The sequence below is a fragment of the Salipiger abyssi genome (assembly GCF_017311415.1).
Classification (GTDB): Bacteria; Pseudomonadota; Alphaproteobacteria; order Rhodobacterales; family Rhodobacteraceae; genus Salipiger; species Salipiger abyssi_A.
Genome location: NZ_JAEKIS010000010.1, coordinates 94,868 through 120,955 on the forward strand (window position 1 = coordinate 94,868; position 26,088 = coordinate 120,955).

The window sequence follows — 26,088 nt, forward strand, 5'->3', positions numbered from 1 at the left end:
CTCGATCCCTGCCTAACCGTGCCGTGCCGCCACTGTCTTCAGCACCGAAAACCCGTAGAGCGCCTCGAACCCCTTCTCGCGCCCGTGGCCGGATTTCCCGACACCGCCAAAGGGCAGCTCCACCCCGCCCCCGGCGCCGTAATTGTTCAGAAACACCTGCCCCGCGCGCAGCTTCTTCGCCAGCCGCATCTGCCGCGCGCCGTCACGGGTCCAGACGCTGGCCACCAGCCCGTAATCGGTGCCGTTGGCGATGCGCAGGGCCTCCTCCTCGGTCTCGAAGGGCACGATCACCTGCACCGGGCCGAAGACCTCGTCCTGCGCCAGCACATGCTCCGGCGGCACCGGACCGAAGAGGCAGGGCTGCACGTAGTGCCCACCCTCCGGCAGATCCTCCGCCAGCGCTGCCCGCGCCAGCAGCGGCAGGTCGGCGCCTTTCGCCAGAAACCCCTCGACCCGCGCCTTTTGCGCCGCGCTGATCAGCGGCCCGACATCGGGATTCGCCATCGCCGGGCCGACCCGCTTGGCAGCATAGGCCTTGGCCATGCGCGCGCAGACTTCGTCCAGCAGCGCGCGCTGCACCAGAATGCGCGAGGAGGCAGAGCAGGTCTGCCCGGCATTCTGCAAGCCGGCATTGACCAGAAACGGCAGCGCCTCGTCGAGATCGGCATCGGAGAACACCAGTTGCGGCGACTTGCCCCCCAGCTCCAGCGTCACCGGCACCACATTGGCGCCCGCCGCCTGCTGCACCGCCGCGCCGGTGCCGACCGAGCCGGTAAAGCTCACATGGTCGATGCCCTTGTGCCCGGCCAGCGCCGCGCCGGCCTCTGCGCCGAGCCCCGGCACGACATTCAGCGCGCCCGCAGGCAGCCCCGCCTCCTGCGCCAGCCGGGCAAAGGCCAGCGCCGTGAGGCAGGCGTCTTCGGCGGGTTTCAGCACGCAGGCATTGCCCATGGTCAGCGCCGCGCCGACCGAGCGCCCGATGATCTGCATCGGATAGTTCCAGGGCACGATATGGCCGGTCACCCCATGCGGCTCGCGCAACGTGTAGACCGTGTAGCCGTCGAGATAGGGGATCGTCGTGCCATGCACCTTGTCCGCCGCCCCGCCATAGAACTCGCAATAGCGCGCCAGCGCCAGCGCATCGGCCCGGGCCTGGCTCAGCGGCTTGCCCACATCCATCGCTTCGAGTTCCGCCAGCGCCTCGGCATGCTCCAGCACCAGGGCAGACAGCCGCGTCAGGAGGCGCCCGCGCTCCAGCGCACTCATCCGTCCCCAGTCGCCCTCCAGCGCCGCCCGCGCTGCGGCCACAGCGTCATCGACATCCGCGCTTGTGGCGCGCGCGATGCGGCCGATCTCCTCTCCCGTCGATGGGTCGCTCAGCGGCAGCGTCTCGGCGCTGTCGCGCCATACCCCGCCAATCAGCATCCGGGCGCTATCGCGCCTCAGGCTGTCCAGCATCGCTCTCTCCTCCTCCCGGTGGCTGCGGCAGGCTCGGCGCCGCGGCCAATAGGGATTTGGTATAGCAATGCCCGGGTCTGTCAAACACCGCCTCGGTCGGCCCCTGCTCGACGATCTCGCCCGCGCGCATGACGAGCACCCGGTCGGTGATGCCGCGCACCACGCTCAGATCGTGCGAAATGAAGAGATAGGTCAGCCCGTATTGCCGCGAGAGATCGGCGATCAGATCGAGGATCTGCGCCCGCACCCGCACATCCAGCGCCGAGACCGCTTCGTCGAAGATCACCAGCTCGGGCCGGATGATCAGCGCCCGCGCAATGGCGATGCGCTGACGCTGACCACCGGAAAAGGCGTGGATATAGCTCTCCGCATGCGCGGGTTGCAGCCCGACGGCGGTGAGCGCCTCGGCGATGGCGTGTTCGCGGGTGGCGCCCTTTGGCGGATCCGGCAGCAGGTGAAACGGCTCGGCAATGAGCCGGCCCACCTTGTGGCGCGGATTGAAGGAGCCATAGGGGTCCTGAAACACCACCTGCACTCGGCGGCGCACCGACGGGTCCGGGCGGCCCTGCGAATAGACCGGCATGCCGTCGAGCGTGATCTCCCCCGCCTGCACCGGTTCCAGTCCGAGGATCGCGCGGGCGAGCGTGGATTTCCCGCAGCCCGACTCGCCCACCAGCCCGACGCGCTCCCCGCGCCGGATCTCGAAGCTTACGCCGTTCACCGCGATGAGCCCCGGTGCCGGGGCGAAGAGCGCCCGCCGCCCGGGATAGCGGCGGGTAACCTCGTCCACGCGCAACAGCGGCGCCTCGGCCCGCGCCCCGGGCAGATCGGCCCGGTGCCGCGACGCCTCGAAAAGCTGGCGGGTATAGGGGTGACGCATCTCCCGGAACAGCGCCCGCGTCTCACCCTGCTCCACAATTCGCCCCGCTTTCATCACCGCGATCCGGTCGGCCATTTCCGAGACCACCGCGAGGTCATGGGTGATCATCATCAGCCCCATGCGCTCCTCGCGCACCAGATCGCGCAGCAGATCGAGAATCTGCGCCTGCGTCGTCACATCGAGCGCCGTGGTCGGCTCGTCGGCGATCAGCAGGCGCGGGCGCAAAGCGATGGCCATGGCGATCACCACCCGCTGACGCTGCCCGCCCGAGAGCTCATGCGGAAAGCGCGAGGGCGGCACCCGCTCTGCCGGCAGCCCCACCCGCGCCAGCACCTCCGCCGCGCGCACACGCGCGGCGGCGCGCGGCATCGCCTTGTGCACGAGGATGGTCTCGGCCACCTGATCGCCGATCCGCATCACCGGGTTGAGCGCGGTCATCGGTTCCTGAAAGATCATGCCGATCTCGCGCCCGCGCAGCGCGCAAAGCCGCGCTTCGGATAGGCCCAGAAGATCGGCCCCGCCCAGCCGCAACGCGCCCCGGGTCTCGGCGGCAGGCGGCAGGAGCCCGATGGTGGCGAGCGCCGTCATCGACTTGCCCGAGCCGCTCTCGCCGGTCAGCGCGACGATCTCGCCCGGCGCGATCTCCAGCGAGATATCGTCGAGGATCTGCCTGCCATGGATATGCAGCGACAGGCGGTCGATTTCGAGCAGCCGGGGCGCTGCCCCGTCGCGGCCCTGCCGCGACTCCCCGGGATATTTGGAGCCAATGGAAACACTCATGCGCGCACCACCCGCAGGCGGGGATCGAGCCGGTCGCGCAGCCCGTCGCCGAGAAGGTTCAGCCCCAGAACCATGAGCACGATGGCGAGCCCCGGCAGGATCGCCACATGCGGCGCCAGCGCCACCATGGTCTGCGCATCCGCGAGCATCCGCCCCCAGGAGGGCACCGGCGGCTGCGCGCCGAGCCCGACATAAGAAAGCCCCGCCTCGGCGAGGATGCCCAGCGAGAACTGGATGGTGCCCTGCACGATCAGCAGGTTGGCAATATTGGGCAGGATGTGCTCGGCGCTGATGCGGGGCGCGGATTTGCCCGCCACCCGCGCCGCCATGACGAATTCGCGCGTCCAGAGCGGCAGCGCCGCGCCGCGTGCCAGACGGGCGAAGACCGGGATGTTGAAGATGCCGATGGCGATGATCGCGTTGGTGGCGCCGGGGCCGAAGATCGCGGTGATCAGAATGGCGATGACAAGGCTCGGAAAGGCAAAGATCAGGTCGTTGCCGCGCATGATGACCTCGTCGAGCCAGCCGCCCCTGCGCGCCGCCGCCGCCAGGCCCAGCGGCACACCCGCCCCCATGCCGATGCCCACCGCCACAAGCGCCACGGCAATGGAGGTACGCGCGCCGACCATGATCATCGACAGGATATCGCGACCGAAATGATCGGTGCCCAGCCAATGCGCCGCCGAGGGCGGTTGCAGCCGCTCGGCGATCACCAGCGCGCCGGTGTCGTAAGGCGTCCAGAGGAAGGAGAGCAGCGCCGCGCCGGTGAAGAGCGCGGTGAGCAGCGTGCCGAGGATCAGGTTGCGGCTCATCGCGCCGCCCTCAGCCGGGGATCGGCGGCGGCATAGGCGAGATCTGTGAGGAAGTTCACCGAGATCACCGCAAAAACCAGCAGCATCACCACCGATTCAACCACGATCAGGTCACGCTGGGTGATCGCCTGAAAGATCAGCCGCCCGAGCCCGGGCAGAAAGAACACCTGCTCGATGATGATCGCGCCCGCCAGCAGGAAGGAGAATTGCAGACCGAGGATCGTCAGCACCGGAATGAGCGCATTGCGCACCCCGTGGCGCCAGAGCGCCTGCCGGCGCGACAACCCCTTTGCCCGCGCGGTGCGGATGAAATCCTCGTGCAGGATGTCGATCAGCGAGGAGCGCATGACCCGCGCCAGGATCGCCGCCTGCGGCAGCGCCAGTGCCACCGCCGGCAGGGTCAGCGCCTTGAGCGCGGCCAGCGGCGTCTCCCATCCGGGAAAGCCGCCGGCGCTGAACCAGCGCAGCTTCAGCGCAAAGAGCAGCACCAGCAGCATGGCGAACCAGAAATTCGGCACCGCGATGCCGAGCTGCGTCGCCCCCATCACCCCGATATCGCCCGCCCGCCCGCGCCGCGCGGCGGCATAGATCCCCGCCGGGAAGGCGATCAGCGTCGAGAGCGTCAGCGCGTAGAGCGCCAGCGGCAGCGACACCCAGAGCCGCTCCGTCACCATCTGCGCCACTGGCGCGCGATAGGTGTAGGAGGTGCCGAAATCGCCCTGGAGCATGCCGCCGATCCACGCCAGGTAACGCTCCCATTTCGGCAGGTCGAGCCCGAGCTCCGTGCGCAGCGCCGCCACCGTATCGGGGCGCGCATTTATGCCCAGCATATAGCTCGCCGGATCGCCCGGCGCGACCTCGACCACCAGAAAGATGACCAGCGAGGCGACCGCGAGGCTGACAGCGAGAATGGCCAGTCGTTTCAGCGCATAAGAGAGCATGGGCCGAGCCTATGCGGCAGCGCGGCGCGGGTCCAGCGGGATCGCCGGCGCAGGCACCACGGCGGCGGGACAGCGTTTTGCGGCTTTCGCCGGATCGCCGAAGCCCGTATCCCGCTCTCCATGCACCCGATCGCCGCCCCCTTCCCGTCTGCAAGAGCCCCGACATGATCGCTTTGTGTTTCGAAAACGCCCGCGTGCTGCGGCCCGGTGGCTGGGATCATGCGCCGCTCGCCATCGCCGACGGCAAGATTGTCGATGAGTCGGATGCGCGGCGGGTGGATCTGACGGGCTATGACATCCTGCCCGGCATCGTCGACGCCCATGGCGACGGGTTCGAGCGGCACATGGCGCCGCGCCGGGGCGCGCTGCGGGAGAGGGCCTCCGGGGTGGTGGCCTGCGCGGCGGAGCTGGCGGCCAATGGCATCACCACGGCGATGCTGGCGCAGTTCTGGTCCTGGGAAGGCGGCATGCGCGGGCCGGAATTTGCCGAGGAGGTCTTTGCCTCGGTGGCCGAGGTGGCGCCCACGGTGCCGGTGGACCTGCGGCTGCAATTGCGGCTGGAGACGCATTTCCTCGACAGTTTCGACGCGGCGGAGGCGGCAATGGCGCGCTGGGGGATCGGCTATGTGGTGTTCAACGACCACCTGCCGCATGCCCGGCTCGCCGAGGGGCGCAAGCCGCCGCGCCTGACCGGGCAGGCGCTGAAATCCGGGCGCTCGCCCGAGGCGCATCTGGCGCTGATGCAGGCGCTGCATGGCCGCCGCGACGAGGTGCCCACCGCGCTGGATGCACTCTGCGCGCGGCTGGCGGCGCGGGGCGTGCGCATGGGCAGCCATGACGACCGCAATGCGGACACCCGCGCGCTCTGGCGCGGGCGCGGCGCCCATGTGTCGGAGTTTCCGGAGACGCTGGAGGCGGCACGGGCGGCGCGCGAGGGCGGCGATTCGGTGGTGCTGGGCGCGCCCAACGTGGTGCGCGGGGCGAGCCATGCGGGCAATATCGCCGCGTCCGAGCTGATCGCGGCGGAGCTCTGCGACGCGCTGGCCTCGGATTACCACTACCCCGCCCCGGCGCGCGCCGCCTGGCGCTGCGTCGAGCTGGGCCTGCTCGACGAGGTGGCGGCCTGGCGGCTGGTCTCGGAAGGGCCGGCGCGGCTTCTGGGGCTGGAGGACCGGGGGCGGCTGGAGCCCGGGCTGCGCGCCGATCTGGTGGTGATGGCGCGCGAAACCCGGCGGATCGTGATGACCGTGGCGGGCGGAGAGGTGGCCTGGCTGTCGGGCGGGATCGCCGAGCGGCTGATCTAAAGCGCGCGGCGCGTCAGCCGCGCACGATTCGGTTCACATGGCCCATCTTGCGGCCCGGCTTCACCGCCTCCTTGCCATATAGGTGGATTGCCGTATCCGCCTCGCCCGCAAGCTCGGGCAGCTTGTCGAGATCGTCGCCGATCAGGTTCTCCATCTGCACATCGGCATAGCGGCTGCCATCGCCCAGCGGCCAGTTGGCGACGGCGCGGATATGCTGCTCGAACTGGTCGATGGTGCAGCCGTTCTGCGTCCAGTGGCCGGAATTGTGCACGCGCGGCGCGATCTCGTTCACCAGCAGGCCCTGCGGCGTCACGAAAAGCTCCACCCCCATGACGCCCACATAGTTCAGCGCATTGAGGATCTTGGCCGCCAGCAGCACCGCGTCGGTGCGCTGCGCCGTGCTCAGCCGTGCGGGCACGGTGGTGGTGCGCAGGATGCCCTCGCGATGGATGTTCTCGCCCGGATCGTAGCAGGCAACCGCGCCATCGGCGCTGCGCGCGGCGATGACAGAGACCTCGTGCGTGAAGGTAACGAAGCCTTCGAGGATCGCCGGCGCACCACGCATCTCCCCCAGCGCGGCAGCCGCCTCGTCGGAGCTCTGGATGCGCACCTGCCCCTTGCCGTCATAGCCGAAACGCCGGGTCTTGAGGATCGCCGGGGTGCCGATGATCTCCAGCGCCTGGGTCAGGCTTTCGGCATCGGTGATATCGGCGAAAGGCGCGGTGGTGAGGCCGAGATCGGTGAGAAAGGTCTTTTCCGTCAGCCGGTCCTGGCTGACCCGAAGCGCCTCGCGCCCGGGGCGGATCGGACAGAGCGCCTGAAGCGTGTCGAGCGCGTCGGTGGGGATGTTCTCGAACTCGTAGGTGATCACATCGACCGAGGCGGCAAAGGCTTCGAGCGCGGCCTTGTCGTCATAGGAGGCAGTGGTGACCCGATCCGCCACATGACCGGCGGGTGGCGCCATGCCCGGCTCGTAGATATGGCAGCGCAGGCCCAGACGGCTGGCCGCGACCGACAGCATGCGGCCGAGCTGGCCACCGCCGAGAATGCCGATGGTGGCGCCCTGAGGGAGTTGGTCGGTCATGATCTGCCTCCGGTCACGTATCTGCGGCGGTTCTGTCGCGAAACGGCGCCCGCCGCAAGCGCTCAGTCGCGCTGCGGCTCGTCGGGGATGGAGGCGGAGAGCGCCGCGCGCCAGGCATCGAGCCGGTCGGCGAGCGCGGAATCCTGAAGCGCGAGGATACCCGCCGCCATCAGCCCGGCATTGGCCGCCCCGGCCCCGCCGATGGCCATGGTGCCGACGGGAAAGCCGCGCGGCATCTGCACGATGGAATAGAGGCTGTCGACGCCGGAAAGCGCCCGGGTCTGCACCGGCACGCCGATCACCGGCACGCGGGTTTTCGAGGCCATCATGCCCGGCAGATGCGCGGCCCCACCGGCACCGGCGATGATCACCTGAAGACCGCGCCCGGCGGCCTCCTTGCCATAGCTCCAGAGCCGGTCGGGCGTGCGGTGGGCCGAGACGATCCTGACCTCATAGGCCACGCCCAGCTCGTCCAGAATGTTCGCCGCCTCTTCCATGGTGGGCCAGTCCGACTGGCTGCCCATGATGATGCCGACCTTGACCGTCTCTTCCGCCATCGCGTGCCCCCGTTTGTCACGAAACACGCACTATAGCGGCTGGCCGCCCCTTGTCCATCGGCAGGGGCGGCCAAGGCAGGCGGCGCTCAGCCTGCCAGCTTGTCCTGGGTGTTGGTGTCGAAATCCGAGGCCTCGTGACGCTCGTGCAGCTGCTCCGAAGGCTCTCCGAAGACCCGGTTCACCATGCGGCCGCGGACAACCGCCGGACGCGCGTCGATCTCCTTCGCCCAGCGCTGGAGGTTCTTATAGCTCTCAACGTCGAGGAACTCACCCGCCTCATAGGAACGGCCCAGCGCCATATTGCCGTACCAGCACCAGATCGCGATATCGGCAATCGTGTAATCGTCGCCGGTCATATAGCGGCGCTCTGCCAGGTTACGGTCGAGCACGTCGAGCTGGCGCTTGGTCTCCATCGCGAAGCGGTCGATGGGATACTGCATCTTGTAGGGCGCATAGGCGTAGAAATGCCCGAAGCCACCGCCGACATAAGGCGCGCTGCCCATCTGCCAGAACAGCCAGGAGAGCATCTCGGGCCGGTCTTCCGCCTTGCCGAGGAAGGCTCCGAATTTCTCCGCCAGATGCAGCAGGATGGCGCCGGATTCGAACACCCGCACCGGCGCCGTGCCGGAGCGATCCAGCAGGGCCGGGATCTTGGAGTTCGGGTTGATCCCGACAAAGCCCGAACCGAACTGATCGCCATCGCCGATGCGGATCAGCCAGGCGTCGTATTCGGCCCCGGTATAGCCCGCCGCCAGCAGCTCTTCGAAGAGGATCGTCACCTTCTGCCCGTTGGGGGTGGCGAGGCTATAGAGCTGGAACGGATGCTTGCCGACCGGCAGTTCCTTGTCATGGGTGGGCCCCGCGATGGGCCGGTTGATCGAGGCGAACTGGCCGCCGCTCTCCTGATCCCAGGTCCAGACCCGGGGCGGGGTGTAGTCTTCGCTCATGGCTGCGTTTCCCTATTTCTGTTCGCCCGATGAACCTAACTCCGGAATCCCGGATTGCCAGACGCCGCGATATGCCGATTTGCGCAAAGCGGCTGTTGCTGGACGCACAGACAGACCGGGGCTGCCTCGCCCGAGCGTCGAGCACACAGGAAAAAGGGCGGACCCGCAGGCCCGCCCCCTTTTCATCCGGTGTGTCGGGCCGCTTACGGCTCCAGCGACAGCGCCACGAAGCGCGGATCGCCGCCCCGGCGCACCAGCAGCAGCAGCGACTTGCGCCCGGCGGCCTCGGCTTCTTCGATCTGGCCTTCCAGATCCGCGACCGTCAGAACCTGGACTTGGCCCGCCTCGGTGATCACGTCACCGGCGCGCAGCCCCTTCTCGAAGGCTTCCGAGGTCTCGTCCACCGCCGTCACGGCAAGCCCCTTGGCACTCACCGGCAGGTCCATCTCGTCGCGCAGCTCCTGCGTCAGCGGGCTCAGCGTCAGGCCGAGCATCTCCATTTCCGAGGGCTCTTCCGGGGTCACTTCCTGCGAGGCGGGGAAGGTGCGCTCCGCCTCTTCGCGTCGGCCCAGCGTCACCAGCAGTGTCTCGGTCTTGCCGTTGCGGTTCACCACCACGCGGACGGCCTTGCCGACCTCGGTGTTGCCGACGATGCGGACGAGCTGGCGGGTATCCTCGATCTCGCGACCATCAAAGCTCACGATCACGTCGCCCGCTTCCATGCCGGCTTCCATCGCCGGGCCCTCGGGCACGTCGGAGACCAGCGCGCCCTTGGCGGAGGCGAGGCCCAGCGCTTCGGCGACATCGTCGGTCACGTCCTGAATGCGCACGCCCAGCCAGCCGCGGCGGGTCTCGCCATATTGCTTGAGCTGGTCGACCACCTTGGTCACCACGTTGGAGGCCATGGAGAAGCCGATGCCGATGGAGCCGCCATTGGGCGACAGGATCGCGGTGTTCACGCCGATCACATCGCCGTTCATGTTGAAGAGCGGCCCGCCCGAGTTGCCACGGTTGATGGCGGCATCGGTCTGGATGTAATCGTCATAGGTGCCCGAGAGCGCCCGGTTGCGGGCGGAAACGATGCCGGCCGAGACCGAAAAGCCCTGGCCCAGCGGGTTGCCCATCGCCATCACCCAGTCGCCGACGCGGGCCTCGTCGCTATTGCCGAAATTGACGAATTTCAGCGGTTCGTCCGCATCGACCTTGAGCAGGGCGATATCGGTGTTGCGGTCGGTGCCGACCAGCGTTGCAGGCAGGGTGAAGCCCTCGAAGAACTCGATCTCGATCTCGTCGGCGCCGTCGATGACGTGGTTGTTGGTGACGATATATCCGTCTTCGGAGATCACGAAGCCGGACCCCAGCGCCGAGGAGCGGCGCGGACGCTCGCCCTGCGGGCCGTTGCGGTCCTGGAATTCGCGGAAGAAATCCTCGAAGGGCGAGCCTTCGGGAACGATGCCCTGCGGCCCGGTGCGCCCGGCCACCATCGTAGAGGTGGTGATATTGACCACCGAGGGGCTGATGCGCTCGGCCAGATCGGCAAAGCTCTCCGGAACGCCGCGCGCCTGCGCCATGAGCGTCTGGGATATGATGAGGAACATCGACAGCGTCGCAAGCCAGAACAGCCGAAGCGGCGTGGCGTTGTCGCGTGTCACAGCAAGTGCTTGGGGTTTCACCTGGGTCTCCTTCTTTGCGGCGGAGGGCCGCGCGTGAGGGCGCGTGCAGCTCCTCAGCCTCCTCTGTAATGAGGCTAACATAGGACGCGCCGAGCGCCACCAAAGAAAAGGTTGCAGAGGATCAACCCCATGTGAAACGCCGGTGATGCTCCGAGATCGGCGTCTAGGGCTGCCCGATCGCGTTGAACAGGGTCGCTGCTCCGATCAGACAGCAGGCTCGCGACCAGCGCCCCGAAACAGCCTCAGTGGCGGGAATCACGGACGCAGGGAACGGATATCGGGCAGGCTGAGAAAGCCTGCCGTTACGACCGCCGCAACCGGCCTTGCGCGACCTCCGAAAGCGTCGTGCGAGCGGATCACCGACAGAATACTCGTTAAATCAAGTTCTTAAAGGCGCTTCTCCGCGCTGTGAGCGCATGGCCGCCCCGACCGGGAAGTGTCACGGCGCATCCGAACGATCCTTGATCAATTAACTTAATTCAATTAATTTAATTTTGTTAAGTTTCATCAGAGCATCTCCCATGGCCCGCCCCCGCAAGACCCAGCAGATCGACATTCGCGCCCGCGCCATCGCGGAAACCATCCGCCTGCTCGACGAAAAGGCGGCAACGGCGATCACGCTTTCCGAGGTGGCTGTGGCGGTCGGATGCCGCGCGCCTGCCCTTTACACCCATTTCGCCAACAAGGATGCGCTGCTGCGCGCCGTTCACGACGCCGGATTCCGCATGATGCTCGAGGAAAAGCTCGCCCTCGCCGCGCGTCACGAGGGCGACGCCTTCGCCCGTCTGCGCGAGGGCGGCCATGCCTATCTGCGCTTTGCCTTCGAGCGACCGGGCCTCTACCGGCTGATGTTCTCCCCTCCGCCTCTCGTCGTCACAGACGAGAACCCATTCGCCACCGATGCCGGCGCCGCCTGCCTCGCCGCCCTGCGCTCCGCCGTGCGCAGCTGTCAGGCGGCGGGCTATCTGCCCGCCGAAGACGATGCGCAGACGGCCTTCACACTCTGGGCGGCGGTCCATGGCGCGGCCTCGCTGGTCTTGCAGGACCGCGCACCGGCCGCCGACCGCGACGGCGCCCGTGCCGCCGCCATGGCCACCGTCGATATGCTGATGGGCTTTATCGGCGCCACCCGGCCCCCGCTTTCCTGACACCAACCGAAAGACACCGTCATGACCCGCCGCCCCTTGGCCATTGCCGCCACCGTCATCGCCCTGCCCGTGCTCGGCCTCGCTACCTGGATCGGCATCTCGACCCTGCTCACCGAGCGCGAGATCGCCGGCCGCGTCGCCTCGGTCCGCCAGATCGCCGAAGATTACGGCCCCGTTGCGGTCAAGGCCGATGCCTTTGCCGAGCTGCCGGCACCCGTTCAGCGCTATCTGCGCTTTGCCGTGCCCGAACTGTCCTCGCCTTATCACTTCGTGCATGTGGCCGAACGCGGCGACTTCCGGCGCCCGCTGATGGAGGCGTTCGAGCCGACCCGCGCCTCACAGAACATCGCCGTAGCGACGCCCGCGCTGATGTTCGATGCCACCACACCGATGATGACGGTGCTCTGGGCGCGGCCCTACGATTACTTTGCCGAGGGCAAGATGGTGATGCGGGCAAAGATCGCCTCGACCCTCACCGTGGTGGACGAGCGCGAAAGCGAGGTGCTGAACCGCATCTCGCTGCGTCGCTGGCTACTGGAAAGCCCGCTCTTCCCCATGGCGCTGCTGCCCGGCGGCCCGGTCAGCTGGGAAGCCGTCGACGCGCACCACGCCCGCGCCACGGTATCGGGTTTCGGGCTCGAAGCCTCGATGGTCGCGCAATTCCGCGAGGATGGCAGCCTGGAGAGCTTCCTGGCCGAAGAGGACGGGGATCTGAACACGCCCTATCACGGGTCCGGCGAATATTCCTGGCGCGGCGACTATCGGGAGGTTCAGGGGATGATGATCCCGCACAGTTTCATCACCGCGCGCGCGGCGGGCGGCGAAACCTTTCCGTTCTGGCAGGGCGAGGTGACCGAGATCGCTTTCGAATAAGGCACCGGGCGCGACGGGTCGGGGAGGCATATCCTCTCTCATCCGCCGCGCCCCAGAACGCTATGGCCGCTTGGGCGCATAGATGGTAAGCCCGGCCTAGATCCCTTGTCGATTGGACCAGTCCCATGCCCGGCCTCACCCCCGAAGGCACCAAGCTCGTTTCCGAGATCGCGGCACGCCACGGCGTGTCGACCGGCGCGGTCGAGACCCTGCTCTTTGCGTTGGTCGCCGGGAACGGCACGCAGGCGCAATTCGATCACCCGGATCTCGGCGGCATGGGTCAGTGGTCGCAGGGCGGCATGACCATGGTCGGCAATATGTTCGACAATGCGCTCAAGGCACGGGTCGATGCGCTGTGCTCGGAACTTGCGGGCGTGCTGGCCAACCACCCGCCGCTGATCCACAGGCCTGCGGCCACGGGGATGCAGAGCCAGTCGCAATCGAACGGCGGCAACAGCAGCCTGTTCCTGCCCGGCGGCGCCGGGGCCTCCGCCTGGCCCGCAGAGCTGGGCATGCCCTCCTCCACCGGCGCGCAGAACAATCTGCGCTACGCCTTCTTTCCCGAAACCCACCGGCTGGCCATAGATATCGCCGGTCGGATGGAGATCTTCGACACCGGCGATCACCGGATCTCTGGCGTGTCGCAACAGCAAAGCGGCGATCAGTCGCTGACCTTCGTCAGCCAGTACGGTCTGGTCCGGCTCGCTGACTTGCCCAAGGTCGATCTGGGTGCGGCAGAGCCCGCACCCGCAACGCCCGCGCCGCAGCAGGCCGCGCCGGCGGCACCTGCACCCGCCCCAGCCGATCCGGAGCCGCAGCCACCGGCCGCACCCGAACCGTTCGCCGCAGAGCCTCTTGCAGAGGAGCAGCAGCCCGCGGCACCGCAGGCAAAGACGATGGAAACGGATTCCGACGCGATCATTGCCCTGATCCGCAAGCTCGCCGATCTTCGCGAGGGCGGCATCCTCACCGATGCGGAATTCGAGGCGAAAAAGCAGGAACTGCTTTCCCGCCTCTGAGCTGCGTCAGCCCGCCAGCACGCTGCGGCGGCAGTCGCGGAAGCGCTCGACCATGAGCCGGTATTCCGTCGGGATGTCACGCATCGAAACCATGCCCACGGGCACACCCTCGGCGGTAACCACGGGCAGGTGACGAAATCCGCCCTCACTCATGCGTGTCTGCGCCTCGGCCAGACTGTCGCGCCGCCGCACGGTGACGGGATCGGTCGTCATGATCTCCTCCACCCGAGTCTTGGACACCGGGCGCCGGGCCGACACGCAACGGCGCAGCACATCGCGCTCGCTCAGGATTCCGACAAGCCTGCCGTCGCGCAGAACGGCGAGCGCGCCGATATTGCGCCGCGCCATGAGGCTGCACGCGGCCTCGACGCTGTCTTCGGGGCCAATGGCGGACAGTTGCCGCCCCTGCAAAAACTGCTCTATCGACGTGATGGTCATAATGGTCTCCGAAAAATAATGAGATCTGAAATGTCAGAGCTTCATCATAGCCGTGCCCTCGGAGCGCGGCAGTCCGGGATTCCCGACCTCGCTGCCTGTTCCGGCAAAGAAGCATGTTTCGCTTTTGTTCGCGCCGTCCTATCTATCGGGGCATGACAGAGCTTCCCGCTTCCCTTCAGGGCTGGTTCGACCGGCGCGGCTGGCAGATCCATCCGCATCAGCGCGACATGCTGGATCGCGCCGATGCGCCCTGCCTGCTGCTCATCGCGCCCACCGGTGGCGGCAAGACGCTGGCGGGGTTCCTGCCGACGCTGACGGAACTGGCCGAGGCGCCGCGCGACGGGCTGCACACGCTCTATATCTCGCCGCTGAAGGCGCTGGCCGCCGATATCCGGCGCAACCTGCTGATCCCCATCGAGGAGGCCGGGCTGCCGATCCGGGTCGAGGACCGCACCGGCGACACGCCGTCGAGCCGCAAGAAGCGCCAGCGTGCCGACCCGCCGCAGATCCTGCTGACCACGCCGGAATCGCTGGCGCTGCTCACCTCCTACGAAGACGCGCCGCGCATGTTTGCCGGGCTGCAACGGGTGGTGGTCGACGAGATCCACGCGCTGGCCGAAAGCAAGCGCGGCGACCAGCTCATGCTGGCGCTGGCGCGGCTTCAATCCATGTGCCCCGGCCTGCGGCGGGTGGGGCTTTCGGCCACGGTCGAAGACCCGCAGGCCATCGCCACGCTGCTGGCGCGCCACCCCGACCCTTGCGAGATCCTTCAGGCCGATCCGGGGCCGGAGCCCGATATCTCCATGCTGGTCGCCGAGGAGGCGCCGCCCTGGTCCGGCGGCGGCGCGGCCTATGCCATTCCTGCCGTGCTGGAAGAGGTCAAACGCCACCGGACCACGCTCATCTTTCACAACACCCGCGCCCAGGCCGAGATCTTTTTCCACAAGCTCTGGCTCGCCAACGAGGACGCGCTGCCCATCGGCATCCATCACGGCTCGCTGGATCGCGGACAGCGCGAAAAGGTCGAGGCGGCGATGGTGCGCGGCGATTTGCGCGCCATCGTCTGCACCGGCTCGCTGGATCTGGGCATCGACTGGGGCGATGTGGATCTGGTGATCCAGATCGGCGCGCCGAAAAACGTCAAGCGGCTGGTGCAGCGGATCGGGCGGGCCAATCACCGCTACAACGCGCCGTCAAAGGCGCTGCTGGTCCCCGCCAACCGCTTTGAAGTGGTGGAGTGCCGCGCCGCATTGGAGGCGGTACGCGACCGCGATCTGGATGGCGAGACGCGCGGGCGCGGGCCGCGCGATGTGCTCTGCCAGCATATCCTGATCGCCGCCTGCGCCGGGCCGTTCGAGGCGGACGCGCTTTATGCCGAGATGATCACGGCGGGCGCCTATGCGGATCTGACGCGGGAGGAGTTCGACGCCTGTCTCGATTTCTGCGCCACCGGGGGCTATGCGCTGCGCGCCTATGACCGCTGGCAACGCCTCTTGCAGCGCCCGGACGGGCTCTGGCAGTTGCGCGATCCGCGCTCGGCGACGCGCATCCGGCAGAATCTCGGCACGATCCAGGACACCGATACGCTCAAGGTGAAATGGCGCGGCCGTGGCGGCGCACCGCTGGGCGAGATCGAGGAGGGCTTTGCCGCCTCGCTCACCAGGGGCGACACCTTCCTGATCGGCGGGCAGATCGTGCGCTATGAGGGGCTGCGCGAGCTGGTGGTCGAGGTCACCCGCGACGCCGCCCGCAAGCCCAAGATCGCCGCCTTCATGGGCACCAAATTCTCCACCTCCACCCAGCTCTCCACCCGCATCGTCGAGATGTTCCAGCAGGAGACCTGGCCGGAGCTGCCGCAGCATACTGCCGACTGGCTGCGGCTCCAGCGCGAGGTGTCGCGCCTGCCCGAACCCGGGCGGCTGCTGATCGAGAGCTTTCCGCATGACGGGCGCGAACAGCTCGTGGTCTACGGCTTTGCCGGGCGCAACGCGATGCAGACGCTGGGACTGCTGCTGACCAAGCGCATGGAGGAGGAGGGGCTGGCGCCGATGGGCTTTGTCTCCTCCGATTACGCCGTGCTGATCTGGGGGCTCGACGCGGTGAGCGACCCGGCGCCGCTCTTCGATCTGGAGCGGCTGGAGGCGGGGCTGGAGACCTGGCTGGCGGGCAACGCGGTGATGAAACGCACCTTCCGCGCCTCGGCCACCATCGCCGGGCTGATCGAGCGCAACACAGCCGGGCAGCGCAAGAGCGGTCGGCAGGCCACCATGTCGTCGGATATCCTCTACGACACGCTGGTGAAATACGACCCAGGCCATCTGCTCTTGCGGATCACCCGCGAAGAGGCGATGCGCGGGCTGGTGGATTTCGCCCGCATCCGCGAGATGTGCCAGCGGGTGGGCGACCGGATCGACCTCGTCCGGCTGGAGCGCGTCACGCCGCTCTCGGCGCCGCTGTTCCTGGAGCCCGGGCGGGTACCCATCGCGGGCTCGGCGGATGAGCGGCTGATACAGGAGGAGATCACGGCGCTGCTGGACGAGTCGGGGCTGGCGCAGATCGGGGCGGGGCATGGCTGAGTTGTGTGACCTCTGCCCGGCGCGGCACCCTTTGGCGGGTGGAGTGACGTGAGTATTTATCGGAAAGATGAAAGGGCCGGGTCGGAGCAGATGGCGGGGCTGGCATTCGGATTTCGGCGGGCAGAACTGGTGGCACTGGGCTCGGGCGGGCTCTACTGGCCGGATGAGGCGCTGCTGGTGGTGTCGGATCTGCATTTCGGCAAATCCGCGCGGCTCGCGGCGGTGGGCGGCGCGGCGCTGCCGCCCTATGAGACGCGCGAGACGCTGCTGCGGCTGGAGGCGGATCTGACGGCGACGGGCGCGCGCCGGGTGATCTGCCTCGGCGACAGTTTCGACGCGGAGGGCATCGCCGAGGCGCTTCCCGAGGAGGAACGGCTGTGGATCGCGCGGTTGCAGGCGGGGCGCGACTGGGTCTGGATCGAGGGCAATCACGATCCCGGCCCGGTGGATCTGGGCGGCACCCATCTTGCCGAGATGGTGCTCGGGGCGCTGGTGTTCCGCCATATCGCGGTGCCGGGGGCAGAGGGCGAGGTCTCGGGGCATTACCATCCCAAGGCACGGCTGCGGCTGCGCGGGCGCAGCCTGTCGCGGCCCTGTTTCCTGGTCGATCACGCGCGGCTGATCCTGCCCGCCTATGGCGCCTATACCGGCGGGCTGCGCAGCGATCACGCGGCTCTGAGGGCGCTGATGGCGCCAGAGGCGCGGGCGATCCTGACCGGGCCGCAGCCGGTTGCGATCCCGATGCCGCGCGGCTGAGGCTTGCCAGCGCGCCGCGCCCGTGATCGAGTGCGGGTCATGGATCTCGACACGCGTATCAGGGCCAGTTTCGCCCGCCAGAACATGATGCAGACGCTGGGCGCTCGACTGGTCTCGGTCGCACCCGGCGCGGTGAGCATCGAGGCGGCGATCCGCCCCGATCTGCAACAGCAGCTGGGCTATGCCCATGCGGCGCTGGCCTTTGCCATCGGCGACAGCGCGGCGGGATATGCGGCGCTCTCGGTGATGCCGGAGGACAAGGAGGTCGTGACCTCGGAGATGAAGGTCCACCTGCTGGCGCCCGCCGTGGGAGAGACGCTGATCGCCCGCGGGCGGGTCATCAAGCCCGGGCGGCGGCTGGTGATCGTCAGTGCCGATATCTATGCGGTGGCGAATGGCAAAGAAACCCATGCCGCCCTGCTCACCGGCACCACCGTTCCCGTATAATGCCTGTGCCACCAAGGGGCGGTAGGGTGGGCAATCCTGCCCACCGCTGTGCTCAGGCGGTGAGACCTTCGGGCTCGGCCAGACCGTTGGCGCGACACGCCGCCGTCACCGTATTGGCCAGCAGGCAGGCGATGGTCATCGGCCCCACCCCGCCCGGCACCGGGGTGATCGCGCCGGCCACCTCGACGCAGCTGTCGTAATCGCAATCGCCCACCAGACGGGTCTTGCCTTCGCCCTTCTCGGGCGCGTCAATGCGGTTGATGCCCACGTCGATCACCGTGGCGCCCGGCTTGATCCAGTCGCCCGGCACCATCTGCGGGCGGCCCACCGCCGCCACCACGATATCGGCGCGGCGCACCACATCGGCGAGATCCTTCGTGCGCGAATGCGCGATGGTCACCGTGCAGCTCTCGCCCAGCAGGAGCTGCGCCATCGGCTTGCCGACGATGTTCGAGCGCCCGATCACCACCGCGTTCATGCCAGAAAGCGCGCCATGCACATCGCGCAGCATCATCAGGCAGCCGAGCGGGGTGCAGGGCACCATGCTCTTCTGCCCCGTGCCCAGCAGGCCCACATTGGAGATGTGGAACCCGTCCACATCCTTGGCCGGGTCGATGGCATTGATCACCGCATCCGCGTTCATGTGATCGGGCAACGGCAGCTGCACCAGGATGCCATGCACCGCCGGATCGGCATTGAGCTGCGCGACCAGCGCCAGCAGATCGGCCTCGGGGGTGTCGGCGGGCAGCTTGTGCTCGAAGCTCTGCATGCCGCATTCCACGGTCTGCTTGCCCTTGTTGCGAACATAGACCTGGCTCGCGGGGTCCTCGCCCACCAGCACCACCGCAAGGCCCGGCGTGATGCCGTTCTCTTCCTTCAGCCGCGCCACATGGGACGCCACCTTTTCCCGCACATTGGCCGCGAAGGCCTTGCCGTCGATGATCGTGGCCGTCATGGACCTCTCCTTCATTCCCGCCCGAGCGCGGTCTCTTCGCGCCGGATCGACCATTCCACCAGCTCCCGCCAGAGCGATTCCGCCAGCGCCGGGTCGTAGCCTTCGGCCTCGGCATGGGCCATCGCATTGGCGATCACCTCGTCCACCCGGTCGGCGATGCGCGCCGGCCAGCCGTTCTCCGCCTTGAGCTCTGCCGCCCGCGAGATCAGCCGCGCGCGGTGCCCCAGAAGCGCACTCAGAGCCTTGTCGGTCGTGTCGATCTCGGCGCGCAGCGCCGCCATGTCACCCAGATCCGCAGGGTTGCGCATTCTGTGTCTCCTTACCTGACCGCCCAGGCTCTGATGCCCGCCGGTGTATCAATGTTCAACGCCCCGAGAGCGCCGTTTGCGACCATGCAGTGTGGAAATGCGTTCCGATGAGCGTTTCGGTGGCACCGATCAGAACAGACCCTCGATATCGCCCGCCGCATTGAGGCGGATCTTTTCGGCGGCGGGATGCCGGGGCAGGCCCGGCATGGTCATGATCTCGCCGCAGATCGCCACGACGAATCCCGCCCCGGCCGAGAGCCGGACCTCGCGCACCGGCACCACATGGCCCTCGGGCGCGCCGCGCAGGTTGGGGTCGGTGGAAAAGGAATACTGCGTCTTGGCCATGCAGACCGGCAGGTTGCCATAGCCCTGCGCCTCCCACTGGTGCAGCTGCTCGCGGATGCGGGTGTCGGCAGTGACCTCATGGGCGTGATAGATCCGCTCGGCGACGGTCTCGATCTTCTGCCAGAGCGGCATCTCGTCGGGATAGAGCGGCGCGAACTGCGCGGCACCGCCATCGGCGATCTCAGCGACGCGGGTGGCCAGCGCCGCGGTGCCCGCCGAGCCCTCGGCCCAGTGGGTGCAAAGATGCGCCTCGGCGCCCTGCCCTGCCACATAGTCCCGCACCGCCGCGATCTCGGCATCGGTGTCGCCGGTGAAATGGTTGATCGCCACCACCACCGGCACGCCAAAGCCCTTGAGGTTCTGGATATGCCGCCCGAGATTGGCGCAGCCCTTGGTGACCGCCTCAACATTCTCGGCGCCGAGAGCGTCCTTGCCGACGCCGCCGTTCATCTTCAGCGCCCGCACCGTCGCCACCAGCACCACGCAATCGGGGGAGAGCCCGGCCTTGCGGCACTTGATGTCAAAGAACTTCTCCGCCCCCAGATCGGCGCCGAAGCCCGCCTCGGTCACCACGTAATCGGCCAGTTTCAGCGCCGTCTTGGTGGCGATGACCGAGTTGCAGCCATGGGCGATATTGGCGAAGGGCCCGCCATGCACAAAGGCCGGCGTATGCTCCAGCGTCTGCACGAGGTTGGGCATCATCGCGTCCTTGAGCAGCACCGTCATTGCCCCGTCGGCGCCGATGTCGCGGGCAAAGACGGGCGAGTGATCGCGGCGATACGCGACGATCATGTCGCCCAGTCGGCGCTCCAGATCGGCCAGATCCTCGGCCAGGCAGAGGATCGCCATGACCTCGGAGGCGACGGTGATGTCGAAACCGGTCTCGCGCGGAAAACCGTTGCTGACCCCGCCCAGCGAGGTCACGGTATCGCGCAGGGCACGGTCGTTCATGTCGAGCACCCGGCGCCAGACCACGCGGCGCAGGTCGATCTCCTGCTCGTTGCCCCAGTAGATATGGTTGTCGATCATCGCCGCCAGCAGGTTGTGAGCGCTGGTGATGGCGTGGAAATCGCCGGTGAAATGCAGGTTCATCTCCTCCATCGGCACGATCTGTGCATAGCCGCCGCCCGCGGCCCCGCCCTTCATGCCGAAATTCGGCCCGAGCGAGGCCTCGCGGATGCAGATCGCCGCCTTCTTGCCGATGCGCGAGAGCCCGTCGCCGAGCCCGACCGTGGTGGTCGTCTTGCCCTCGCCCGCCGGGGTCGGGTTGATCGCGGTCACCAGGATCAGCCGGCCATCGGGCCGCTCGGAGAGGCCGGAGATAAAGCGCTGGTCGACCTTCGCCTTGTCATGGCCATAGGGCAGCAGGTGGTCCGGGCCGATATCCAGCTTGGCGCCGATTTCCTGAATGGGCCGTTTGCTGGCTTCGCGGGCGATCTCGATATCCGGTTTGACAGCCACGGGGCACCTCCTGCTTCAGTCCGTTCCGCGGCGACCATGCCGCAAGCGTGCGCGAGACAACAGATGCAAATCGGGCCTTTTTCCGCCTCACAACGGATACGCAAGCTAACGCAGCAGCCGCGCAATCCCGACCTGTGCGGCCCCAGCCGAGACGAAACCGGCGCATAGCAGCCCCGACCAGCGCGCCACGCCGGGCCAGCCGATCTCGGTCGGATCGACGAAGAAATAAGGATAGATGCCTTCGATCTGCCCGCGCAGCAGCGCATAGCCGACATAGGCCAGCGGCCAGAGCATCCAGGCCAGCGCAGTGCCGAGGTGCAGCCCGTGCTTGGGCGCGGCAAATATCCAGAACAGCACGGTCAGCACCGGTGTCACCATGTGCAGCCCGAGATCGGCGAGTGCGTCGAGCCCGGTGAGCGGTTTGGCCAGCAGCAGGTGATAGACCACGCCGACGATGCCGATCCACAGCGCCAGACCACCGAGCCATGCGGCCCCCGCCATCCGGTCCCGCGCCGCAATCCACAGGAAGGTGCCGGCGACCAGCGCATTGGTGAGAATGGTAAAATAGCGCAGCAGCCGCCACAGCGTCTCGGGCGGGGTATAGTCGGGATTGGCCTGCGCGGTGGCCGTGAATTGCACCGCCAGCGCCGCCAGGGTCAGCAGCGCGATCACAAGGGCGAAGAGGCGGGTCCGGTTGGTCATCGGCGATACCCTGTCGCAGCTTGCCGCCGGCGGCAAGCCGTCCGATAGTCCGCGCATGGACTGGCGCGACACCGGCATTCTTCTTTCCGCTCGCAGGCATGGCGAAAGCTCGGCCATCCTCGAGATCTTCACCGCCGAGCACGGGCGGCATATGGGCGTGCTGCGCGGCGGCGCCTCGCGCAGGATCGCGCCCTCGCTGCAACCGGGCGCGCAGCTCGACGTGACCTGGCGGGCGCGGCTCGAAGATCACATGGGCGCCTACACGGTCGAGCCGCAGCGCTCGCGCGCGGCGACCGCGATGAGCGACCGGCTGTCGCTGGCAGGGCTCAACGCGGTGGTGGCGCTGCTGGCCTTCTGCCTGCCCGAGCGCGAGGCACATCCGGCGCTCTATGCCCGTTCCGAGCAGCTCCTCGACCTGCTGGGCGAGCGCGAGCTCTGGCCGCTGGCCTATCTGCGCTGGGAAATGGCGCTGCTGGAGGAGATGGGATTCGGCCTCGATCTCTCCGCCTGCGCGGTCACCGGAATCAACGAGCCGCTGGACTACGTCTCGCCGCGCAGCGGGCGGGCGGTTTCGGCCATCGGCGCCGGTGACTGGGCGGCGCGGCTGCTGCCGCTGCCGCCGGTGCTGCGCGGCGAGGGAAATGCGCCCGATGCCGAGATCGTCACGGCGCTCTCCACCACCGGCTATTTCCTCGAACACAAGCTCGCGCATGAGCTGCGCGACCGCCCCTTGCCCGCCGCCCGCGCGCTGTTTGTCGAGCGACTGGAGCGGCAGGCGCGTTAAGCGGTCGCGTGCGGGCTCTCTTCCCTCCCCCGGAAAAGAGCGTTACCAATCCTCCCATGCGCTGGACCCTTCCAAACACACTCACCGCGCTCCGCCTGCTTGCCGCTCCCGGCGTGGCGGTGATGTTCCTGTATTTCTCCCGCCCTCTGGCGGACTGGTTCGCGCTACTGCTGTTCGTCGGCGCCGCCGTGACTGACTGGTTCGACGGCTATATCGCGCGCGCCTGGTCGCTGGAATCGAAGCTCGGCGCGATGCTAGACCCGATCGCCGACAAGGCGATGGTGGTGATCGCGCTGATGGTGATCGTGGGCTATTCCTCGATGTCGCCCTGGCTGGTGCTGCCGGCGACCTTCATCCTCTTCCGCGAAGTCTTTGTCAGCGGGCTGCGCGAGTATCTCGGCGACGTGGCGGGCACGCTCAAGGTCACCAAGCTGGCAAAGTGGAAGACCACCTTCCAGATGGTCGCCATCGCGGTGCTGTTTGCACAGGGCGTCTTCGAACATTATCTTGCGGTCAGCGTCATCGACCTCGACCCGCAGCGCGTAAGCGCGATTCTGAGCCGTGAGGCCGCAGATGTTCATGGCCTGATCTGGAAGGAGCAGGGCATGACCTGGGCCGGGCATATCGGGCTGACGCTGCTTTGGGTCGCGGCGACGCTGACCCTGATCACCGGCTGGGACTATTTCGTGAAGGCCCTGCCGCATCTCCGGGAGGAGCGATGATCGACGTTCTCTATTTCGCCTGGGTCCGCGAGCGGATCGGGATGCCGAAGGAAAGGCTCGACACCGGGGCCGCGACCGTCGCGGCGCTGGTCGACGAGCTGCGCGCCCGCGAAGAGCGCTACGCCATGGCGTTCTCAGATCTCTCGGCGCTGCGCGTCGCGGTCGACCAGGAGCTGACCGATTTCGACGCGCCGCTGGCCGGTGCCCGCGAAGTGGCGTTCTTTCCGCCGATGACCGGGGGCTGAGCCATGAGCGAGGAGGCCGGCATCCGCATCGTGGTGCAGGAGGCGCCCTTCGATTTCGGCGCCGAAGCCGACGCATTCGCCGCTGGCCGCAACGACATGGGCGCGGTGGTGACCTTCACCGGCGTGGTGCGCGACGTCAGCGGCGGGCTCGACGGCATGGAGATCGAGCATTACCCCGGCATGACCGAAAAAGCGCTGGCCAGGATCGCCGCAGAGGCGCAGGCGCGCTGGTCGCTGGGCGAGGTTCTGGTGATCCACCGCCACGGCAAACTGGCGCCGGGCGAGCGCATCATGATGGTGGCGACCGCCTCACCACATCGCAAGGATGCGTTCGAAGCGGCGGAGTACCTGATGGATTACCTGAAATCCCGCGCGCCCTTCTGGAAGAAGGAAAGCGCCGGCGGGGGGCAGTCCTGGGTCGCGGCCAAGGATGAGGACGAGGCGGCGCTGCGGCGCTGGTAGGCGCAGCAGATGGGTCGGCGAACGGTGGGCAGGATTGCCCACCCTACTTGTCCCGCTCCCGGTGCGGTCATATGATCTGACCAATTTCGCAGATCAGAGGCGCCCCATGCCCTTCCGTCCCGTGCAATCGGAAAAACTCGCCTCGGCCGTGGTGCGCCAGATCGAGGAGCTGATCCTGCGCGGCATCCTGCGCCCGGGCGAGCGGCTGCCGGCGGAGCGCGAGCTGGCCGAACGGCTCGGCGTCTCGCGCCCATCGCTGCGCGAGGCGGTGGCCGACCTTCAGGCGCGCGGGCTGCTCACCTCGCGCGCCGGCGCGGGGATCTTTGTCACCGAGGCGCTGGGTTCTGCCTTTTCGGATACGCTGGTGCAGCTTTTTGCCCGCCATGACGAGGCGGTCTTCGATTATCTCAGCTTTCGCCGCGACATGGAGGGCATGGCCGCCGAACGCGCCGCCCTTCACGGCACCGATACCGACCTCAGGGTGATAGATACGCTCTTCGCGCAAATGGAGACGGCGCATGGCAAGCGCAACCCGGCGGACGAGGCGCGGCTCGATGCGGAGTTTCACCTGGCGATCATCGAGGCCAGCCACAATGTGATCATGCTGCACATGATGCGCTCGATGTATCAGCTGCTGCGCGAGGGGGTGTTTTACAACCGCTCGGTGATGTTCCGCCAGCGCACCACGCGCGAGGCGCTGCTCGACCAGCACCGCGCGATCAACGTGGCGCTTCAGGCCCGCGACGCCGCCGCCGCCCGCGCCGCCGTCGAGGCGCATCTGAGCTATGTGGAACGGGCGCTGGCCGCCGACCGCAAGGCCGAGCATGACGAAGACATCGCGAAACAGCGCTATGAGCGGGTGAAGCACCGGGGCTGAGACGTCCCGGCGGTCACCGCCCCGTCCTTTCCGGATCGCAACGACCGAGGCGGCGCCCCGCGCGCGTCTTCTTGCATCCGCTGCTTACCGCACAAAAAAACCCGGGCGCGAACGCCCGGGCAGTTGGTCACAAAAGGCTGACAGGAAGGAGGAGATCAGCCTTTGGAGAATTCCGGATAGGCCTCCATGCCCAGCTCGCCCATGTCGAGACCGGTGATCTCTTCCTCTTCGCTGACACGGATACCGCCCATGACCAGCTTGAGGACGAACCACACCACTGCGGAAGCCACGATGGTGAAGATACCGACCACCACGATGCCATAGAGCTGCGTCGCGAAGGAGGCGTCGGAGTTGGTGAAGGCCACGGCGATGGTGCCCCAGATGCCGCAGACCAGGTGGACCGGGATGGCGCCGACAACGTCGTCGATCTTCAGCTTGTCGAGCATCGGAACCGCGAAGACCACGATGATACCGCCGATCGCACCGATGATGGTGGCCGCGCCCAGGGTCGGGGTCAGCGGTTCTGCGGTGATCGACACGAGGCCGGCCAGCGCGCCGTTCAGCACCATGGTGAGGTCGGGCTTCTTGTACATGATCTGGGTCAGGATCAGGGCTGCCACCGAACCACCGGCTGCGGCGGTGTTGGTGTTGGCAAAGATCCGCGACACGTCGGCGACGTCACCCACGGTGCCCATGGCCAGCTGCGAGCCGCCGTTGAAGCCGAACCAGCCCAGCCACAGGATGAACGTCCCGAGGGTTGCGAGGGTCAGGTTGGAGCCCGGGAAGGGAACCACGCGGCCGTCGACAAAGCGGCCGAGACGCGGGCCGAGGATGATGGCGCCGGTCAGAGCGGCCCAGCCACCCACCGAGTGCACAACGGTCGAACCGGCGAAGTCGAGGAAGCCCGCTTCGTCGAGGAAACCGCCGCCCCATTTCCAGGAGGCTTGCAGCGGGTAGATGATCGAGGTCAGGATGATGACGAAGATCAGGAACGGCCACAGCTTGATACGCTCGGCCAGGGTGCCCGAGACGATCGACGCGGTGGTGGCGCAGAACATCAGCTGGAAGAAGAAGTCGGACCCGGTCGAAGCATAGCCGTAATCGTCGGCGGCATCGGCGGTCACGCCGACGGCTTCGAGAACGCCGGGGCCCCAGACGCCAGAGATGACGCCATCGACCGACCAGGTGCCCAACGGGTACATCAGGTTATAACCGATCAGGTAGTAGAAGATCGCCGCGAGCGAGAAGAGCACGACGTTCTTCATGCACTGCATGGCGACGTTTTTCGAGCGGACGAGACCGGCTTCGAGCATCGCAAAGCCCGCAGCCATCCACATCACCAGGAAGCCGCCGACCAGGAACAGCAGCGAGTTGAGGATGAAGACCGTATCGGTCGACGCGTTCACGCCCGGCACGGGGCCGTCATCCTGGGCGAGGCCCAGGGTCGGCAGCGCGATCAGCGCGGCAGCCGGGGCGAGAGTCTTGAGAAGTTTCATGATCCGTTTGTCCCTTGTAAACTTGCGTCTGAATGAGA

General features: G+C 67.5%; 26 protein-coding genes. 12 read left to right on the plus strand and 14 right to left on the minus strand.

The annotated features are described in order from the left end of the window. Positions 1-12: 12 nt before the first annotated feature. Genes I6N89_RS15045 through I6N89_RS15060 form a run of 4 tightly spaced genes read right to left on the minus strand, consistent with a single transcriptional unit; the run spans position 13 to position 4,871 of the window. Positions 13-1,458, minus strand: a complete 1,446-nt coding sequence (locus tag I6N89_RS15045) for an aldehyde dehydrogenase family protein (RefSeq protein ID WP_207019243.1) — start codon at positions 1,456-1,458, stop codon at positions 13-15. Next, positions 1,433-3,118, minus strand: a complete 1,686-nt coding sequence (locus tag I6N89_RS15050; protein ID WP_207019244.1) for an ABC transporter ATP-binding protein — start codon at positions 3,116-3,118, stop codon at positions 1,433-1,435. The genes I6N89_RS15045 and I6N89_RS15050 overlap by 26 nt, the downstream gene beginning before the upstream one ends. Further along, positions 3,115-3,930, minus strand: a complete 816-nt coding sequence (locus I6N89_RS15055) for an ABC transporter permease (protein ID WP_207019245.1) — start codon at positions 3,928-3,930, stop codon at positions 3,115-3,117. Before I6N89_RS15055 ends, I6N89_RS15050 begins: the two co-directional genes overlap by 4 nt. Next, on the minus strand, positions 3,927-4,871 hold the full coding sequence (locus I6N89_RS15060; RefSeq protein WP_207019246.1) for an ABC transporter permease: 945 nt from the start codon (positions 4,869-4,871) through the stop codon (positions 3,927-3,929). Before I6N89_RS15060 ends, I6N89_RS15055 begins: the two co-directional genes overlap by 4 nt. Positions 4,872-5,035: 164 nt before the next feature. Here I6N89_RS15060 and I6N89_RS15065 point away from each other — a divergent pair, with 164 nt between their 5' ends. Next, positions 5,036-6,175, plus strand: a complete 1,140-nt coding sequence (locus tag I6N89_RS15065) for an alpha-D-ribose 1-methylphosphonate 5-triphosphate diphosphatase (RefSeq protein ID WP_207019247.1) — start codon at positions 5,036-5,038, stop codon at positions 6,173-6,175. 13 nt (positions 6,176-6,188) lie between these two features. On the opposite strand, the gene I6N89_RS15070 is transcribed toward I6N89_RS15065, so the two are convergent. The 4 genes from I6N89_RS15070 to I6N89_RS15085 form a co-directional block, all read right to left on the minus strand. Beyond that, the gene (locus I6N89_RS15070) at positions 6,189-7,259 is read right to left on the minus strand and encodes a 5-(carboxyamino)imidazole ribonucleotide synthase (protein ID WP_207019248.1); all 1,071 of its coding nucleotides are present in this window, start codon (positions 7,257-7,259) and stop codon (positions 6,189-6,191) included. A gap of 62 nt (positions 7,260-7,321) precedes the next feature. Continuing rightward, a complete protein-coding gene (gene purE / locus I6N89_RS15075) occupies positions 7,322-7,816 on the minus strand; it encodes a 5-(carboxyamino)imidazole ribonucleotide mutase (protein ID WP_207019249.1) in 495 nt (164 codons plus the stop codon). Between the two features lie 86 nt (positions 7,817-7,902). Beyond that, the gene (yghU, locus tag I6N89_RS15080) at positions 7,903-8,763 is read right to left on the minus strand and encodes a glutathione-dependent disulfide-bond oxidoreductase (protein ID WP_207019250.1); all 861 of its coding nucleotides are present in this window, start codon (positions 8,761-8,763) and stop codon (positions 7,903-7,905) included. 203 nt (positions 8,764-8,966) lie between these two features. Then, complete coding sequence (locus I6N89_RS15085) at positions 8,967-10,436, minus strand: DegQ family serine endoprotease (protein WP_328805886.1); 1,470 nt, start codon at positions 10,434-10,436, stop codon at positions 8,967-8,969. Between the two features lie 521 nt (positions 10,437-10,957). Here I6N89_RS15085 and I6N89_RS15090 point away from each other — a divergent pair. The 3 genes from I6N89_RS15090 to I6N89_RS15100 all read left to right on the plus strand — a co-directional run bounded on the left by I6N89_RS15090 (position 10,958) and on the right by I6N89_RS15100 (position 13,476). Then, positions 10,958-11,584 carry a TetR/AcrR family transcriptional regulator gene (locus I6N89_RS15090; protein ID WP_207019252.1) on the plus strand — a complete coding sequence of 209 codons (627 nt, stop codon included), beginning with the start codon at positions 10,958-10,960 and terminating at the stop codon, positions 11,582-11,584. Positions 11,585-11,605: 21 nt separating this feature from the next. Beyond that, complete coding sequence (locus tag I6N89_RS15095; RefSeq protein WP_207019253.1) at positions 11,606-12,457, plus strand: DUF6920 family protein; 852 nt, start codon at positions 11,606-11,608, stop codon at positions 12,455-12,457. A 125-nt stretch (positions 12,458-12,582) separates the two neighbouring features. Further along, positions 12,583-13,476, plus strand: a complete 894-nt coding sequence (locus I6N89_RS15100; protein ID WP_207019254.1) for an SHOCT domain-containing protein — start codon at positions 12,583-12,585, stop codon at positions 13,474-13,476. A gap of 6 nt (positions 13,477-13,482) precedes the next feature. Here the strand turns inward: I6N89_RS15100 and I6N89_RS15105 are convergent, their stop codons facing one another. Next, positions 13,483-13,914: a CBS domain-containing protein gene (locus I6N89_RS15105; protein ID WP_207019255.1), complete on the minus strand. Its 432-nt coding sequence runs from the start codon at positions 13,912-13,914 to the stop codon at positions 13,483-13,485. 152 nt (positions 13,915-14,066) lie between these two features. Between I6N89_RS15105 and I6N89_RS15110 the strand changes: the two genes are divergently transcribed. From I6N89_RS15110 to I6N89_RS15120, 3 genes are all read left to right on the plus strand, one after another. After that, positions 14,067-16,490: a ligase-associated DNA damage response DEXH box helicase gene (locus tag I6N89_RS15110; protein WP_207019256.1), complete on the plus strand. Its 2,424-nt coding sequence runs from the start codon at positions 14,067-14,069 to the stop codon at positions 16,488-16,490. A 90-nt stretch (positions 16,491-16,580) separates the two neighbouring features. After that, entirely contained in the window at positions 16,581-17,246 is a 666-nt protein-coding gene (pdeM, locus tag I6N89_RS15115) for a ligase-associated DNA damage response endonuclease PdeM (protein ID WP_207019257.1), read from the plus strand. A 39-nt stretch (positions 17,247-17,285) separates the two neighbouring features. Beyond that, on the plus strand, positions 17,286-17,693 hold the full coding sequence (locus I6N89_RS15120) for a PaaI family thioesterase (protein WP_207019258.1): 408 nt from the start codon (positions 17,286-17,288) through the stop codon (positions 17,691-17,693). Positions 17,694-17,745: 52 nt separating this feature from the next. Here I6N89_RS15120 and folD read toward each other — a convergent pair whose 3' ends face one another. The 4 genes from folD to I6N89_RS15140 all read right to left on the minus strand — a co-directional run bounded on the left by folD (position 17,746) and on the right by I6N89_RS15140 (position 21,464). Then, on the minus strand, positions 17,746-18,648 hold the full coding sequence (folD, locus tag I6N89_RS15125) for a bifunctional methylenetetrahydrofolate dehydrogenase/methenyltetrahydrofolate cyclohydrolase FolD (RefSeq protein WP_207019259.1): 903 nt from the start codon (positions 18,646-18,648) through the stop codon (positions 17,746-17,748). Between the two features lie 11 nt (positions 18,649-18,659). After that, entirely contained in the window at positions 18,660-18,956 is a 297-nt protein-coding gene (locus I6N89_RS15130) for a chorismate mutase (RefSeq protein ID WP_207019260.1), read from the minus strand. A 129-nt stretch (positions 18,957-19,085) separates the two neighbouring features. Beyond that, entirely contained in the window at positions 19,086-20,762 is a 1,677-nt protein-coding gene (locus I6N89_RS15135) for a formate--tetrahydrofolate ligase (RefSeq protein WP_207019261.1), read from the minus strand. Positions 20,763-20,867: 105 nt separating this feature from the next. Then, positions 20,868-21,464 (minus strand): Pr6Pr family membrane protein, encoded by a 597-nt coding sequence (locus tag I6N89_RS15140; protein ID WP_207019262.1) that lies wholly within the window; start codon positions 21,462-21,464, stop codon positions 20,868-20,870. Between the two features lie 55 nt (positions 21,465-21,519). Between I6N89_RS15140 and recO the strand changes: the two genes are divergently transcribed. From recO to I6N89_RS15165, 5 genes are all read left to right on the plus strand, one after another. Further along, entirely contained in the window at positions 21,520-22,248 is a 729-nt protein-coding gene (gene recO, locus I6N89_RS15145; protein ID WP_207019310.1) for a DNA repair protein RecO, read from the plus strand. Between the two features lie 56 nt (positions 22,249-22,304). Next, positions 22,305-22,970 (plus strand): CDP-diacylglycerol--glycerol-3-phosphate 3-phosphatidyltransferase, encoded by a 666-nt coding sequence (gene pgsA, locus I6N89_RS15150; protein ID WP_207019263.1) that lies wholly within the window; start codon positions 22,305-22,307, stop codon positions 22,968-22,970. Further along, positions 22,967-23,215, plus strand: a complete 249-nt coding sequence (gene moaD, locus I6N89_RS15155) for a molybdopterin converting factor subunit 1 (RefSeq protein ID WP_207019264.1) — start codon at positions 22,967-22,969, stop codon at positions 23,213-23,215. The genes pgsA and moaD overlap by 4 nt, the downstream gene beginning before the upstream one ends. A gap of 3 nt (positions 23,216-23,218) precedes the next feature. After that, positions 23,219-23,677, plus strand: a complete 459-nt coding sequence (locus I6N89_RS15160) for a molybdenum cofactor biosynthesis protein MoaE (protein ID WP_207019265.1) — start codon at positions 23,219-23,221, stop codon at positions 23,675-23,677. A gap of 106 nt (positions 23,678-23,783) precedes the next feature. Continuing rightward, positions 23,784-24,554, plus strand: coding sequence for an FCD domain-containing protein (locus I6N89_RS15165; protein ID WP_207019266.1), 771 nt, complete (start codon positions 23,784-23,786; stop codon positions 24,552-24,554). 155 nt (positions 24,555-24,709) lie between these two features. On the opposite strand, the gene I6N89_RS15170 is transcribed toward I6N89_RS15165, so the two are convergent. Further along, positions 24,710-26,050 carry an ammonium transporter gene (locus tag I6N89_RS15170; protein ID WP_207019267.1) on the minus strand — a complete coding sequence of 447 codons (1,341 nt, stop codon included), beginning with the start codon at positions 26,048-26,050 and terminating at the stop codon, positions 24,710-24,712. Between the last annotated feature and the right edge of the window lie 38 nt (positions 26,051-26,088).

What these genes read in the sequence shown, in the direction of transcription:
- I6N89_RS15090 (WP_207019252.1), top strand. Translation starts at nt 10,958, where the DNA reads ATGGCCCGCCCCCGCAAGACCCAGCAGATCGACATTCGCGCCCGCGCC.
- I6N89_RS15055 (WP_207019245.1), bottom strand. Translation starts at nt 3,930, where the DNA reads ATGAGCCGCAACCTGATCCTCGGCACGCTGCTCACCGCGCTCTTCACC.
- yghU (WP_207019250.1), bottom strand. Translation starts at nt 8,763, where the DNA reads ATGAGCGAAGACTACACCCCGCCCCGGGTCTGGACCTGGGATCAGGAG.
- I6N89_RS15160 (WP_207019265.1), top strand. Translation starts at nt 23,219, where the DNA reads ATGAGCGAGGAGGCCGGCATCCGCATCGTGGTGCAGGAGGCGCCCTTC.
- folD (WP_207019259.1), bottom strand. Translation starts at nt 18,648, where the DNA reads ATGACGGCCACGATCATCGACGGCAAGGCCTTCGCGGCCAATGTGCGG.
- I6N89_RS15095 (WP_207019253.1), top strand. Translation starts at nt 11,606, where the DNA reads ATGACCCGCCGCCCCTTGGCCATTGCCGCCACCGTCATCGCCCTGCCC.
- I6N89_RS15100 (WP_207019254.1), top strand. Translation starts at nt 12,583, where the DNA reads ATGCCCGGCCTCACCCCCGAAGGCACCAAGCTCGTTTCCGAGATCGCG.
- I6N89_RS15120 (WP_207019258.1), top strand. Translation starts at nt 17,286, where the DNA reads ATGGATCTCGACACGCGTATCAGGGCCAGTTTCGCCCGCCAGAACATG.
- I6N89_RS15060 (WP_207019246.1), bottom strand. Translation starts at nt 4,871, where the DNA reads ATGCTCTCTTATGCGCTGAAACGACTGGCCATTCTCGCTGTCAGCCTC.
- moaD (WP_207019264.1), top strand. Translation starts at nt 22,967, where the DNA reads ATGATCGACGTTCTCTATTTCGCCTGGGTCCGCGAGCGGATCGGGATG.
- recO (WP_207019310.1), top strand. Translation starts at nt 21,520, where the DNA reads ATGGACTGGCGCGACACCGGCATTCTTCTTTCCGCTCGCAGGCATGGC.
- I6N89_RS15050 (WP_207019244.1), bottom strand. Translation starts at nt 3,118, where the DNA reads ATGAGTGTTTCCATTGGCTCCAAATATCCCGGGGAGTCGCGGCAGGGC.
- I6N89_RS15110 (WP_207019256.1), top strand. Translation starts at nt 14,067, where the DNA reads ATGACAGAGCTTCCCGCTTCCCTTCAGGGCTGGTTCGACCGGCGCGGC.
- I6N89_RS15105 (WP_207019255.1), bottom strand. Translation starts at nt 13,914, where the DNA reads ATGACCATCACGTCGATAGAGCAGTTTTTGCAGGGGCGGCAACTGTCC.
- purE (WP_207019249.1), bottom strand. Translation starts at nt 7,816, where the DNA reads ATGGCGGAAGAGACGGTCAAGGTCGGCATCATCATGGGCAGCCAGTCG.
- I6N89_RS15170 (WP_207019267.1), bottom strand. Translation starts at nt 26,050, where the DNA reads ATGAAACTTCTCAAGACTCTCGCCCCGGCTGCCGCGCTGATCGCGCTG.
- I6N89_RS15130 (WP_207019260.1), bottom strand. Translation starts at nt 18,956, where the DNA reads ATGCGCAACCCTGCGGATCTGGGTGACATGGCGGCGCTGCGCGCCGAG.
- I6N89_RS15045 (WP_207019243.1), bottom strand. Translation starts at nt 1,458, where the DNA reads ATGCTGGACAGCCTGAGGCGCGATAGCGCCCGGATGCTGATTGGCGGG.
- pdeM (WP_207019257.1), top strand. Translation starts at nt 16,581, where the DNA reads ATGGCGGGGCTGGCATTCGGATTTCGGCGGGCAGAACTGGTGGCACTG.
- I6N89_RS15165 (WP_207019266.1), top strand. Translation starts at nt 23,784, where the DNA reads ATGCCCTTCCGTCCCGTGCAATCGGAAAAACTCGCCTCGGCCGTGGTG.
- pgsA (WP_207019263.1), top strand. Translation starts at nt 22,305, where the DNA reads ATGCGCTGGACCCTTCCAAACACACTCACCGCGCTCCGCCTGCTTGCC.
- I6N89_RS15070 (WP_207019248.1), bottom strand. Translation starts at nt 7,259, where the DNA reads ATGACCGACCAACTCCCTCAGGGCGCCACCATCGGCATTCTCGGCGGT.
- I6N89_RS15140 (WP_207019262.1), bottom strand. Translation starts at nt 21,464, where the DNA reads ATGACCAACCGGACCCGCCTCTTCGCCCTTGTGATCGCGCTGCTGACC.
- I6N89_RS15065 (WP_207019247.1), top strand. Translation starts at nt 5,036, where the DNA reads ATGATCGCTTTGTGTTTCGAAAACGCCCGCGTGCTGCGGCCCGGTGGC.